The organism is Salinimicrobium xinjiangense DSM 19287, assembly GCF_000423585.1.
Lineage (GTDB): Bacteria > Bacteroidota > Bacteroidia > Flavobacteriales > Flavobacteriaceae > Salinimicrobium > Salinimicrobium xinjiangense.
In genome coordinates this window covers 17,609-29,996 of sequence record NZ_AUIG01000011.1, presented here as the reverse complement: position 1 = coordinate 29,996, position 12,388 = coordinate 17,609, and the positions used below count along the sequence as shown (strand labels likewise).

Below are 12,388 nucleotides of genomic sequence, written 5' to 3'. Positions count from 1 at the left end.
AAGTTTTTGCTGAACCAAAGGTCAGGAATTGAAAGGAGAACTGTGAGGATCGCGGGTGGCTTTTTTCTGTTCCCGGATGAGGTCAAGAAGATCCACGTCATTTCCTAATAATACTGCATCTGAATTGATCCTGCCATGGAGAGAGCCATTTTCAAGCTTTAACACTCCCCGCGGACAAACCGCACTGCAAATTCCGCAGCCAACGCAGCTGGAGCGAACGATATTTTCGCCTTTTTGAGCATATGCCCGTACGTCGATTCCCATTTCACAATAAGTGGAACAATTTCCGCAGGAGATACATTGTCCGCCATTGGTTGTGATCCTGAATTTTGAAAAGAGTCGCTGCTGCATTCCCAGAACCGCGGCCATAGGGCAACCGAAACGACACCACACCCTGTTTCCGAAAATGGGATAAAAGCCGACTCCTATGACTCCTGAAAAAGCCGCACCAATTAAAAAACCGTACCACTGTCTTAGGAGATAACCGTAGGTCATTCCGCTGAAGTAGAAAACTGCAATGATGGCAAGCACAATGCTCAGAGAAATAATAGCTCCTTTTTTTGCATCCCTCGCAAGCCTGTGCCTTTTAAAGATAAAGATGAGGCCAAACAGCAGCACGAGAAATGCTACCGATCCCAACAGAAATACATTCTTATCGAGCCAGAACTGGTCCGGATTTTCATTGAGAAATGAGTAGACCACAGCAATGGTCATGACTACGACCAGAACAAGAACGGTATGGATAATATATCTCTCAAATTTCCAGGCAGACCGGCTTTTGTCTGATAAATGTCGATATGGATCTCCCGCGGTTTCTGCAAGTCCGCCGCAGCCGCAAACCCATGAACAGTACCATCTTTTTCCGTAGAAATAGGTGAGAATTGGAGTGATGACAAAAATAGAAGCTAATCCGAAGAAGAGCATAAGCAGGCCAATGTTTCCGGCAGAAAAGAATTCCGATAATTTATAGCCGGCAAAAAGATCATAATTCAGTGGCCAGATGTTCACGGGATTGAAGTACGGCTGATTGAGCCGCATGAGGATCTCCGGAATCAAAAAGGCAAAACCAAGCTGAAAGAACATTACCGAATAGGTGCGAAGTACTTCGTACTTGTTGTGCCTGTACTTTAGCAGGAATTTGTAGCCGAAAGTGAGGATGGCCAGGGTGTATAAAGTTCCATAAACAAACCACTGACTCGCCGGTTGCCCGCTTATCAATCTGCTTAACGGATCAAAAAGTGCGACGAGTCCGCTGTTGGCACCATCTGGGTTATATCCGAGGTACTGTGGGAACCAATAGAGAACGATGTAAAATAGTGTAAGTACAATCCCTGTACCCCAGGCGAGTATGCCACGTGCCGTCATCGATCTGAACCAGATGCCGTCGTTTTTAACCCCTGCAGATTTTCCCAAATATTGATCATTTGCGAAAATGATCACTCCCAGAGCAATAAATGTAAGTGCAGACCATAAAAAAGTAGGGGGTAACTCCGGGTTAAAAAATGCCAGGCAAAATATAAAAATTCCTGTCCAGCCAAGCCCCGTGGCTACCTTTTGAGTAGTAGAGAGCTTTGCGGATGTTTCCCCGGAGAGAGACATATTATGTTGGGCTGCGGACATATGTAGGAGTTTTAGACCTAACAGTCCCGATAGCTATCGGGACTATTAGGTCTGGGGTTTCATCATATTTTCCTTAAAACTACTAAAAATCTCTTTCTCGTGGCGGTCGTAAAATTCAGGATCGAAATTGGCCTGTCTGAGGTGTCTCAGGACATATTCCAGGTCACGTTTTTCGGTAAGCCAGCGGTCAAAAACCTCGTGGCGCATTCTTATTCCGTAGGTATTAATTCCTAGGAATGTCGAGGAGGCAGGATCAAAGGCAATTGTCATAGCTTTGGTTCCATCCCTATGTTCCCAATGAAAATGCTGTTCGTCCTCTTCCGGATTTGCACTGACATTTCCGTAGGTTTGATATTCGATATCGAAAAATTTAGCACTGTTAAACCAGTTGCCGGGATTGTATTTAAAAGGTTTTCCGCAGATAATCTGGGCCACGGTTTCTCCCATCATCCTGGCGGTGTACCAAACGGCTTCAATGTCTTTTCGGCCTTTGATTGGCTCCCGGTGCTGGGCGCAGTCGCCTATCGCATATATGTCGGAAACATTGGTCTGTAGATATTCATCAACCAGAATTCCCCTGTCGGTTTCAATTTCTGAACCTTCCAGAAAGGCAATATTCGGCTTCACTCCCACAGAAATCCCCAGCAGGTCGCATTCAATCTCCTCTCCCGAAGAAGTCTCTATGGAACGTACTCTTCCATTTTGTCCGTTTATTTTCTTTAGCTCCGTTTCATGCATTAATTTGATTCCGTGACTTTCTATATGGCGGGAGATGAATTGCGCATCTTTTAAAGGCAGCGCATTTTGCCAGAAGGCTTTCTCCCGTATGAGCATAGTCACCGGGATATTTCTGGTATGCAGCATTTCGGCCAGTTCCACGCCTATGAGTCCGCCGCCTACGATCACTGCGCTTCGGCACTTTCTGGTATTTTCTTCCAGCAGTTCAAGATCTTGTTTTGAGACCAGACCCTGCACGCCTGACAGATCTTCGCCTTCAATTCCCAGGAACCGTGGAACAGAACCGGTGGCGAGAATAAGCTTGTCGTAAGACATCTTTTCCTCAGCTTCCAAAAAGAGCATTTTTGAAGCGGTTTCTATTTTCTTCACCCGTGCTTTTTTCAGCTCAATGCGGTTCTCCTCCCAAAACCAGTCTTCATAAGGTTTCAGGTGTTCCCATTTCATATGACCCATGTACACGTACATCAAAGCGGTGCGTGAAAAAAAGTAATCACTTTCCGCAGAAATGACTGTGATCTTTTTATCAGAGATACGGCGAATGTGCCTTGCGGCCGTAATTCCGGCCACGCCGTTTCCAATGATTACTACATGTTCGGGAGTAGGCATTATTCCGCAGGTTTAAGTTCGATGCGCTTGATTAGTTCTCTGAACAAAGTGATCATTTGAGGTTCGGCTTTACCCGCGGTTTCAATAATATCCTGAATATTCACCGGTTGCAGATCCTCGGGATTTCCTTCATCTGTCAAAACGGAAACTGCAGCAATCGGAATCTTTAAATGATTGGCGACGATAACTTCGGGCACGGTGCTCATTCCAACGGCATCGGCGCCTATGGTGCGTAAAAAGCGATATTCTGCCCTTGTTTCCAGTTGCGGACCAACAACAGCTACATAAACTCCCTTATGAAGTGGAAAACCATGTTCTTTAGCAATCTCCTGCATGATGTGGCCACTTTGCTGATCGTATGGCGCGCTCATATCGGTAAATCTTGTGCCAAGCTGCTCGACACCTCTAAAGGCCAGGGGAGAACCGCCTTGCAGGTTGATGTGGTCGTCAATAAGCATGATCTCTCCCTTTTTGAATTCCGGATTAAGAGACCCTGCTGCATTTGAAATTAGTAGTTTTTTAATGCCGAGTCTCTTCATTACCCTAACCGGAAATGTCACATCCCACAGTGAGTAGCCTTCATAAATGTGGAAACGCCCCTGCATCACCACCACCTTTTTATCATCCAGTTTCCCGAAAATCAGTTTTCCCTTGTGGAATTCTACTGTAGCGGTGGGGAAGCCGGGGATATGATTGTAACTGACTTCAGAAATTACTTCCAGTTCATCAATCAGTTTTCCCAGGCCGGTGCCTAAAATGATCCCTATTTCGGGTTTATCGAAGCCTCTGGCCTCAAGGAATTCTGTAGTATTTATTAAATCTTGAATCATGTTTTTATCATTTTCAAAAGGTCAGGATGCTGCTTTAGATCCTCAAAACGATCTATATCATTCCGCGCCTCCAGTTGTTTTAATTTTAAATTATTCAGGTCTTTTAATGTATTCTCAAGTACCGTATTGCTGCCCCAGTTCTTGTTTCTAAAGACCTGTGAAGGTAAGGATTTTAGTCCTAATAAATAGTATCCACCATCGGTCGCAGGGCCAATCACAGCTTCGGAATGCTGCAGTGTCAAAAATGCAATTTTCAGATCCTCTTCTGAAAGATCGTATAAATCACTGCCAATGATGATGATACTGCTGAAGCCTGCCTCGAATCCGCTACTGAAGGCGTTCTCCATGCGCTCTCCCAGATCCTCTCCCTGCTGCAGCTTTTTCCTGAAAACATTTTTGTCCCAGATATCCTCTCCCGGAATTTCTTCGGAATAACACACCCATTTCTCCACCTGAAGGTTTTTAGTAATGTTCACTGTATGCTGCAGCAAATGATTGTATATCTTCAATGCTGCCTGGTCGCCAATATCTGTGGCCAGCCGCTTTTTTACCTTTCCTACTTCCGGATTCCTGGTAAAAATGAGGAGCAATTCCCCACCTGTAGAAGATTTATTTTCCATCATATAATGTGACGCTTCCCTGGCAACTGCTTCCTGCCCCGGCCGTGCAGCCGTAGCAATGTTGGGAAATACAGATCTCCCTGTCTCGCAGTATTTCCGCTTCAAAATCTTTCAAATGCTGCACTTTCGAATCCACTTTCAATCCCAGCATCTGGTTGAAATCGCAATCGTACAACCAGCCATCCCAGCTTACGGAAAGTGTATTGGTGCACATCACATTTTGCACCGCCGCCGGATTAAAAGCTTCCACCAAAGCGTTCATGTAATCTTCATAGTTTTCGGAAGCAATGAGGTATTCCAGGAAGCGGCTTATCGGCAGATTAGTGATGCAGAACAACTCATTGAATTCAATGTCAAAATCGGCTTTTAAAGCTTTTTTGAAATCCCGCTCCAATGCTTGCTGGTTAGCCGGTAAAAATGCTCCTGCGGGATTGTACACCAGGTCGAGTTTGAGTCCGCTGCCTTCGCGGCCGTAGCCAACGGCATTCAACATTTTTAAAGCTTCAATGGATTTATCAAAAACTCCGCTGCCGCGCTGTCGATCGGTTTTCTCTCTTTTATAGAACGGAAGTGACGAAACCACATGTACGTTGTGCTTTTTAAAGAAGTCGGGCAGATCGTAATATTTTTTATTGGCGACAATGATCGTAAGATTGGAGCGCACAATGAAATCGTCAATTCCGGCTTTTGAAGCTTCTTCCACAAACCACCTGAAATCGGGATTCATTTCGGGTGCCCCGCCGGTAAGATCCAGCGTATGTGCACCTGATTTTCTTATGACTTCCAGGCAAAGCTGCATGGTTTCCCTGGTCATGATCTCCTTACGATCGGGACCCGCATCCACATGACAATGCGAGCACACCTGATTGCACATATACCCAAGGTTGAGCTGGAGGATTTCCAGTTTTTTTGGTCGTAACGTGTATGTTCCCCCACTGGCGATCTTATCCTTAAAAAGCGGTAGCTCTCCATCTCCAAAGATCCCGTTGCTAAGATATTTTAGCTGTTCCTGCGGATTAGAGAGGAGGTTTTTTCGGGCTTGTAGGGATTTTGTGGGCATGTTGCTTTGTGTTGGATTGTGGAGACGTTGCGTGCAACGTCTTTACCTTTGGTGGGCCTGTGGCCCTTGAGACCTGACTTCGGAGCCGTTGCATGCAACGGCTTTACTTACTGAGATTGAGATCCCTCCTTCGTCGGGATGAGCGACTCCTACGTCAGCCGTTCCGGCTTCCTTGGATCTGCTCACATTGACAGCTTGTTGTACTTGTTCATCATCTGGACACCGTGGACGAGGGTGGCACCGCCTTTTATGGCTGCGCCAACGTGGATGGCTTCCATCATTTCTTCTTTTTCTATTCCGCGCTGGAGTCCATCTTTGGTGTAGGCATCAATGCAATAAGGGCATTGCACTACATGAGATACGGCAAGTGCTATAAGGGATTTTTCACGGGCAGTTAAGGCTCCTTCTTCAAAGACGCTATTGTAGTATTCGAAGAACTTGCTGCCCAGCTCCTCATCCCATTCAGATATACTGCCGAACTTCTTAAGGTCGGCGGGATCGTAATATGTTTTTGACATAGATATTTTTTTGAGCCCCTAAGATAACAAGTGCCGCGGGAATTGCCCTGTAAAGCATATAAAAATACAGGTGCCAAAAATGACATTTTTTGAAGATCCTTATGCGAAGACGTTTGAAAAGAACAACAGTCCCAGCACAATAATGGCAATAATCACTATAATAGCGATCATTCCAAGATTACCACCGGTCTTTTGTTCGGTTGACTGATTGACATGGTACTTTTTGTCAGTTTTCTTGTTTTCTACCGGAGTAGATTTCTTATTTTCTGTACGATCGTTAGTTTCCATGATAAAAGCTTTAAAACTTTAAGGTACAAAAATGCCTGTAGATACCGCTGTTTCTGAAATTCTACCCGTCACAATTAAGAAAAGTTTAGAAGTTGCAGGCTTAGTAAAGGTTTTTCCAGTTTATTTTTTGCAATATTTCCTGAAGTTCCTGCTTCGGAAGTTCTCGTGGAGTGGCAGGTAGTTTATCTCCTTCTCCCGGGGTGAGGGGGTAGCCAAAAATGCGCATTAAAAGACCCGCTTTGACTGAAGCTGTTTCAATTTCTGAAACCTCCAGCTTATCGACCCACTTTCGGCTTCTGCCTTTTTGCAAATGCCGCGGACTATCAGCTTTCATGCTGGAAAATCTCACCTCTTCCTCAACTTGTTTTTTCTCTTCAGCAGAGAGATCTATCTGTAAATACTTCAGCAGGGAATCATATTCTTTAGGAAAAGATTTCAGTAGATTTTCGTAGAAAACAAAATGCAGGTCGAGCTCTGCGGACTTCAGCAGGTAATTTCCGTAGAACCAGACCCACTGTTCCAGGAGCCGGTCATATTCTGCAGCAAAGAATTCATCTACTGAATTATAAGTTGTGGGATAATGCTTCTGCATATATGGTGTAAAAGCGAATTTTGCTGCCGAAAGTGCCGTGTCCCGGGGATCCCGTACAATGACAACTTTCCTGTCAAAAAAGCCGAAAACTTCAGCAGTTTTGCTGCACCAGGTGGAATGTGTCCAGGCAAGAGTGGCTTTTTGGGAATATTCAGCCAGGTTCGGAACCGGTTCTTTAAGCAGAGAACTTACCCTAAAATTTAAACCGGTTTCATCAATATCGAGCATATCAGTCCCTGCCTGGTCCTTAAAGCTTAGTTTTTCCTTTTTCAGATCTTCATATTCGGGCCGGGAACGAATATAGTAGGAGATGGAGTCTCCGGCTCTATTAAGGGTTTTCTTCAGAATGGTATTGAGCCAAAAGCTGCCCGATTTCGGTACACTTATTTGCAAAATATTCATATCACTTTTTTTATAGTCAGAAGTTAGAAAAAATCAGATAGACTGTCGCTATGGTTTTTGCTGCTCTTATAGGTTAAGTCAACGGCGTTATGATTTGGATGGCATGGTAGTTGGTCTTTCTATTGAAAACAAGAAAACTTTTATTATGATTAGATCAAACAAACTGGCAGGAATGATTATGTTTTTCATGATGTTAGGTAGTACTGCCGTATTTGCACAACAACTTCCGCAGCAACAGCAACAACAAGAACAAACAGAAGTTAGCGATGCAGATCTGCAAAAATTTGTAGCGGCTGTGCAACAAATTCAGGTGGTGTCACAACAGGCACAACAGGAAATGATGCAGGTAGTGCAAGAGGAAGGAATGGAAATTCCCCGTTTTAATGAAATTCACGAGGCGTCTATGAATCCTGAAGTAGAAGTGGAAGTAACTGCCGAAGAAAAAGCTAAACACAAAGAGATCATCGTGCAGCTTGAAGGAATGCAGGCAGATATTCAGAAACAAATGGAAAAGCTGATTACAGATCAGGGACTTTCACTTGAAAAGTATGAGCAGATTGCGATGAGACTTCAGTCAGATCCCGCACTGCAGCAAAGAATTCAACAAATGATCCAGGGATAGAAATCAATTTCCCCAAGATAATTAAGCGGCAGGTTTGCCGCTTTTTTTATGCCCGAAATTTCCTGCCGATTTGTTAGCAGCATCCTAAAGTTTCGAATCTGCGCCTAAAGTATAGTTAAATACTTTTATTGAGAAGCATCATTCTTTAAATTTAAATGTCAGGATATCAGGTAGATGTATTTCGTCTGTTGTCCTCAACATGCTTTGTAAAAGAAAAATTTAAATGATATGCTAGCAATGAACTTTCGCGGGCCATTCCGGGTCCGTGCCGACCGCGACCGTCCTTTTCCTGAAATTGAACATCCCGAAGATGCTATTGTAAAGGTGATTAGAACCTGTATTTGTGGGTCTGACCTGCACCTGTATCACGGCCTTGTGCCAGATACCCGGGTAGGAACAACTTTTGGACATGAGTTTATTGGGGAAATAGTGGAAGTAGGATCTTCTGTCGAAAAAGTGAAAGTGGGAGACCGGGTGATGGTGCCTTTTAATATTGCCTGCGGGAAATGTGTATTCTGTAAGCAGGAAATGTATGGCATGTGCCATGAATCCAATCCGCAGTCTACAGCGGCAGGAGGGATCTTTGGATATTCACATACCACAGGTGGCTACCACGGTGGGCAAGCTGAATATGTGCGGGTACCATATGCCAATGTTGGTCCAACTGTCATTCCCGACTGGATGGATCCCGATGATGCGGTGCTGCTGACCGATGTTGTACCTACCGGATACCAGGCTGCCGAAATGGCCGGTATTCAGGAAGGAGATACTGTTGTGGTATTTGGTGCAGGTCCCATTGGAATTATGGCTGCGAAATGTGCCTGGCTCTTTGGAGCCGGTAGGGTAATAGTCATTGATAAACTTGATTACAGGCTGGAATTCGTAAAGGATTTTGCTCAATGTGAGGTTTATAATTTTCAGCATCTCGAAGATCCTGTTGTTTTCATTAAAAAGATCACCGATTCTTTAGGCGCCGATGTTTGTATTGATGCCGTGGGAGCCGAAGCTGCAGGAGATACAATGAATACTATGCTGGGAAGAAAAATGCTCATGCAGGGAGGATCTACAACAGCGCTGCACTGGGCAATTAATTCCGTGAAAAAAGGCGGAATAGTTTCTATTGTAGGAGTATATGGTCCAATCGACGCCCTGGTGCCCATAGGAAATGTTGTCAACAAGGGAATCACTATAAGAGCAGGTCAATGTTCGGTAAAGAGACTACTTCCTAAAATGATCGAGCATGTGAAAAATGGGAATATCAGTCCTAAGGATATGATCACGCACAGGATTCCGCTGGAAGAGGTGGCTGAAGGTTATAACATCTTCAGCAAGAAACTTGACGGTTGTATCAAGACTGTATTAATTCCGCCTTCAGCATAAAAAATAATATAAAATTAAAAGATACACCAATGATAGGAGATGAAACCAAACCCGAAAATTTCAGAAATGAAAGGGGTGGCGACCATAGCCATATAAAGGGATGGGGTGTAGACCGGGATCCCAAGAATGATCCAACTTACCCCATGAAGCACAGAACAGATGAAGAAATAGAAGGTTACACCTGGGAACGCCCCGAACAGCAACCGGTAGATATTGAAGTCCTTAAATCTGTAGAAAGACCAAATATTCCGGCTGTATTTGGGACTTCTGTACCACCTTCGGGCCTTAGCGGAGCTATTCGCAGACTGGCTTTCAAGTACAGTGAATCCAGCTATGGGAGATGGCTGCCTCTTGTGATGGCCGACCGTGTGGGGGAGATAGAAGGGATCATTGAAGATCTTAAGCATGGGCATGTACCAAATATCTTCGCGGAAAAAGGTATGCGGTCGGAATGGAAGTACAACCGGAAAACCTTTGTAATTAAGACTGCCGTCACAGTTGCCGCAGCAGTTGGAGCATACCTGCTATTGACCAGAAACAAAAAAGATTAAGGCTTTAAAAAAGGATTTTCCTTAAGCTTCCTATATGAGAGATCACCAAGAGCATCTGTATTCGCAGGTGCTTTTTGTTTACCTCCAAACCAGTTTTTTACTCTGTTATAATCCAGATAATAGCTGATCCTTAAAGAAAGGCTGTTCAATTGTTCCTGCTCAAAAAGGTGATTAAAGTTGTTCCCTATATTTACATGTGACCGGTTTGTAAAACTGGTAATTGCGTTACGGTATAGTAAAGTCATCTGACTTCCCGGGGCAAACCACCAGGAAAATCTGAGATCGAGATTCCAGCTGTTGTATGTGGTGTCATATTCATCATTACGCGGTGCAAGATAATCCAGTTCGCCATTTTCCTGCAGCGTATAGAATTCGGTGTAGAACACTTCAGAGTAATAGTGCCTGAAGGCGAGGTTGAGGGCCATCTTGTTGTTAAAGATATAATTGGCACCTAGTGAATTGACTATAGTGTTACGATCGCGTTGCCCAAAAATGATCTCATCATTTTTCATATCTACAAAACCTTCATCCTTGTCTGAAAGTACAAGATTGGTGGACCAGTTAACCTTGAATTTATCTGAGAACCTGTAGCGGGGATCAAAATCAATGATAAGATTCCCTCTTCCTTTTTCATCAAATTTATACCAGTCTACTACCGTTCCAAATGAAAATGGTTTCCTGTAATCTGTAGAAAACCACAGCCAAATGTCATAATATGCAGGAACATCCACATGCCTGCCTTCGACGCGGGGTTCATAGATGTCATTTGTTCCAAAAGGTGTAGTTTCAAAGCCACCACCAAAATTCAGGAAATCACGGGTTGTAAAACTTGAATTGAAGTTAAACCTGAAGGTATTGAATAGATCCGGCTCGAGTCTGCGTTCATGCTGAAGGTTAAAATTGAGGAACATGTTATTCAAAAAACCTTTCGGCTGAAGCAGCCTGTGGTTATACCCTCCAAAGTACCTCACATAATTGGTGGAACTGGAATATCCAAGGTCATTGATGTTGTAGTCCTGGGTGCGAAGGTCTATTCCCCCCTGAAATCTGTTTTTGCCATTCGTTTTCATGACGCGGACTTCAAGTTCAGTTCCGAAAATAGTTTCATCCTGCATCACCCAACTGCCTTCTGCACTGGCAGTGTACCTCATCGTATTTGCCTTATTAGTAAGGTCCATATAAAGACCGGTAGCGTTTGCGTCCCGAAAATGTCCTTCCCGGGTCGTATTGGTATTAACCAGAGAGACAGATGAATTATCGCCAAAGCGCTGGTCGAGCACCAGGATGTTGTAATTAGCAAAAGGTTCCACCAGTTCCTTTCTTAGTTCATTGGTTTCGTCATTGCGGATCTTAGCATATGTTTTTTCTGTGATCGCGTTAAAAAATCCAATTCCGAGGCCGCTATCTATTCTTCCCGAGACTTTTATGGCATTAATTAAGTCAATGGTTGAAGGATATTCCTCTACAGATTCGTAATCTTCAAGAAATAACCTTCCCGAAGGAGCGCCTCCCACCCTGCGGCTGTAGAAAAGATTTCCTTTTGTGAAAAGCTCTGTTCCTTCTGTGAAGAAGGCACGATTCTCCTGATATTGTACTTCAAAAGCGGAAAGGTTGAGCACATCGGCATCAAATTTTGTTTGCCCAAAATCGGGGATCAGGATCATATCGAGGGTGAAAGCATCATTGATCCCGTATTTAAGATCCAGTCCCCCGTTAAAATTCACTTCGGTATTTCCTGCGTAATTTGTGAGGTAGGAGGAGACGTAAGGTTGAAAGGAGAGCCTTACCTGTGTCTCAATATTTTCAATTCCGTGGATCTCTCCATCGTAGATTGAAAAGGAACCTTTTTTGTTGTCGATGTGGTTCCAGCTGTAGCGGGTTCCGGTCCTTCTAAAGTCCCTTTCCATCTGCAGACCCCATTCCTGGATCTTTTTTTCGGGAAAACGCAGTTCTGAGTAGGGGATGAACACCTCTGCTACCCAGCCGGTATCGGTGATTTTTACGTCGCTGTACCAAACTGCATTCCACGAAGAATCTTCAAAACCATTGGTCATTTTAGCATCATACTGCACTCCTGCTGAGGTAACAATAAACTGCATACTTTGCTGCCTGTCATTGTAACCGTTCAGAAGAATGAAGAAAAAGTCTGATGCTCCTATGTTGTCTCTTTCTGTAAGTTCGGTCATTATTTTGGCGGGTTCAGGATCTTTTAGATGAGCGCCGAAATAGATTCCCAGATCATCGTAGATTATTTTCACATCTGTTTTAAGACTATCGGGAATAGCCCTGCCATTGACAGGAGTGCGTTCAACAAATCCTGTTGCGACGGGAGCGTTCTCCCATACAGCTTCATCCAGTACGCCATCAATTTTTGGTACCTGTTCGACCCTGTGGATGTGGATCTTTTTCCGCGGAATAGAGTCTGCTGCCTGAGCAAAAATCGGGGAATAGGTGATCCCGAGAAACAGGATCAGAAAAAGCAACTTCATGGTTAGGTTTTACTAAAAGACGGCAAGAACCGACTTTTGTTGCAGTTCTTTCAATATTTTTTCCCAGAAGGA

The 12,388-nt window shown here is 44.1% G+C and carries 12 protein-coding genes; 3 read left to right on the top strand and 9 right to left on the bottom strand.

Annotated elements, in window-relative coordinates; all coding sequences use genetic code 11:
* Positions 1–21 precede the first annotated feature (21 nt).
* The 8 genes from G564_RS18580 to G564_RS0104635 form a co-directional block, all read right to left on the bottom strand.
* On the bottom strand, positions 22–1,620 hold the full coding sequence (locus G564_RS18580; protein WP_051205308.1) for a 4Fe-4S binding protein: 1,599 nt from the start codon (positions 1,618–1,620) through the stop codon (positions 22–24).
* Positions 1,621–1,665: 45 nt separating this feature from the next.
* Positions 1,666–2,964: an NAD(P)/FAD-dependent oxidoreductase gene (locus tag G564_RS0104665; RefSeq protein WP_037373516.1), complete on the bottom strand. Its 1,299-nt coding sequence runs from the start codon at positions 2,962–2,964 to the stop codon at positions 1,666–1,668.
* Positions 2,964–3,794: a purine-nucleoside phosphorylase gene (locus tag G564_RS0104660; RefSeq protein ID WP_029036638.1), complete on the bottom strand. Its 831-nt coding sequence runs from the start codon at positions 3,792–3,794 to the stop codon at positions 2,964–2,966. Before G564_RS0104660 ends, G564_RS0104665 begins: the two co-directional genes overlap by 1 nt.
* The gene (locus G564_RS18575; RefSeq protein WP_037373512.1) at positions 3,791–4,417 is read right to left on the bottom strand and encodes a TIGR04282 family arsenosugar biosynthesis glycosyltransferase; all 627 of its coding nucleotides are present in this window, start codon (positions 4,415–4,417) and stop codon (positions 3,791–3,793) included. The genes G564_RS0104660 and G564_RS18575 overlap by 4 nt, the downstream gene beginning before the upstream one ends.
* Complete coding sequence (gene arsS, locus G564_RS0104650; RefSeq protein ID WP_029036637.1) at positions 4,404–5,474, bottom strand: arsenosugar biosynthesis radical SAM (seleno)protein ArsS; 1,071 nt, start codon at positions 5,472–5,474, stop codon at positions 4,404–4,406. Before arsS ends, G564_RS18575 begins: the two co-directional genes overlap by 14 nt.
* 182 nt (positions 5,475–5,656) lie before the next feature.
* On the bottom strand, positions 5,657–5,992 hold the full coding sequence (locus G564_RS0104645; protein ID WP_029036636.1) for an arsenosugar biosynthesis-associated peroxidase-like protein: 336 nt from the start codon (positions 5,990–5,992) through the stop codon (positions 5,657–5,659).
* A 99-nt stretch (positions 5,993–6,091) separates the two neighbouring features.
* Entirely contained in the window at positions 6,092–6,280 is a 189-nt protein-coding gene (locus G564_RS0104640) for a hypothetical protein (RefSeq protein WP_029036635.1), read from the bottom strand.
* A 100-nt stretch (positions 6,281–6,380) separates the two neighbouring features.
* Positions 6,381–7,274 carry a sulfotransferase domain-containing protein gene (locus tag G564_RS0104635; RefSeq protein ID WP_029036634.1) on the bottom strand — a complete coding sequence of 298 codons (894 nt, stop codon included), beginning with the start codon at positions 7,272–7,274 and terminating at the stop codon, positions 6,381–6,383.
* 145 nt (positions 7,275–7,419) lie between these two features.
* On the opposite strand from G564_RS0104635, the gene G564_RS0104630 reads away from it, so the two are divergent.
* The 3 genes from G564_RS0104630 to G564_RS0104615 all read left to right on the top strand — a co-directional run bounded on the left by G564_RS0104630 (position 7,420) and on the right by G564_RS0104615 (position 9,827).
* On the top strand, positions 7,420–7,896 hold the full coding sequence (locus G564_RS0104630; protein ID WP_029036633.1) for a DUF4168 domain-containing protein: 477 nt from the start codon (positions 7,420–7,422) through the stop codon (positions 7,894–7,896).
* A 228-nt stretch (positions 7,897–8,124) separates the two neighbouring features.
* A complete protein-coding gene (locus G564_RS0104620; protein WP_029036632.1) occupies positions 8,125–9,276 on the top strand; it encodes a zinc-dependent alcohol dehydrogenase in 1,152 nt (383 codons plus the stop codon).
* A 29-nt stretch (positions 9,277–9,305) separates the two neighbouring features.
* Complete coding sequence (locus tag G564_RS0104615) at positions 9,306–9,827, top strand: hypothetical protein (RefSeq protein WP_029036631.1); 522 nt, start codon at positions 9,306–9,308, stop codon at positions 9,825–9,827.
* Here the strand turns inward: G564_RS0104615 and G564_RS18570 are convergent.
* A complete protein-coding gene (locus G564_RS18570) occupies positions 9,824–12,316 on the bottom strand; it encodes a DUF5916 domain-containing protein (protein ID WP_156879174.1) in 2,493 nt (830 codons plus the stop codon). The genes G564_RS0104615 and G564_RS18570 overlap by 4 nt on opposite strands.
* Positions 12,317–12,388: the final 72 nt, after the last annotated feature.

Excerpts from the sequence above, each read along its gene's own strand:
- G564_RS0104630 (WP_029036633.1), top strand. The coding sequence starts at position 7,420 with ATGATTAGATCAAACAAACTGGCAGGAATGATTATGTTTTTCATGATG.
- G564_RS18570 (WP_156879174.1), bottom strand. The coding sequence starts at position 12,316 with ATGAAGTTGCTTTTTCTGATCCTGTTTCTCGGGATCACCTATTCCCCG.
- G564_RS18580 (WP_051205308.1), bottom strand. The coding sequence starts at position 1,620 with ATGTCCGCAGCCCAACATAATATGTCTCTCTCCGGGGAAACATCCGCA.
- G564_RS0104635 (WP_029036634.1), bottom strand. The coding sequence starts at position 7,274 with ATGAATATTTTGCAAATAAGTGTACCGAAATCGGGCAGCTTTTGGCTC.
- G564_RS0104665 (WP_037373516.1), bottom strand. The coding sequence starts at position 2,964 with ATGCCTACTCCCGAACATGTAGTAATCATTGGAAACGGCGTGGCCGGA.
- arsS (WP_029036637.1), bottom strand. The coding sequence starts at position 5,474 with ATGCCCACAAAATCCCTACAAGCCCGAAAAAACCTCCTCTCTAATCCG.
- G564_RS0104620 (WP_029036632.1), top strand. The coding sequence starts at position 8,125 with ATGCTAGCAATGAACTTTCGCGGGCCATTCCGGGTCCGTGCCGACCGC.
- G564_RS0104645 (WP_029036636.1), bottom strand. The coding sequence starts at position 5,992 with ATGTCAAAAACATATTACGATCCCGCCGACCTTAAGAAGTTCGGCAGT.
- G564_RS18575 (WP_037373512.1), bottom strand. The coding sequence starts at position 4,417 with ATGATGGAAAATAAATCTTCTACAGGTGGGGAATTGCTCCTCATTTTT.
- G564_RS0104615 (WP_029036631.1), top strand. The coding sequence starts at position 9,306 with ATGATAGGAGATGAAACCAAACCCGAAAATTTCAGAAATGAAAGGGGT.
- G564_RS0104640 (WP_029036635.1), bottom strand. The coding sequence starts at position 6,280 with ATGGAAACTAACGATCGTACAGAAAATAAGAAATCTACTCCGGTAGAA.
- G564_RS0104660 (WP_029036638.1), bottom strand. The coding sequence starts at position 3,794 with ATGATTCAAGATTTAATAAATACTACAGAATTCCTTGAGGCCAGAGGC.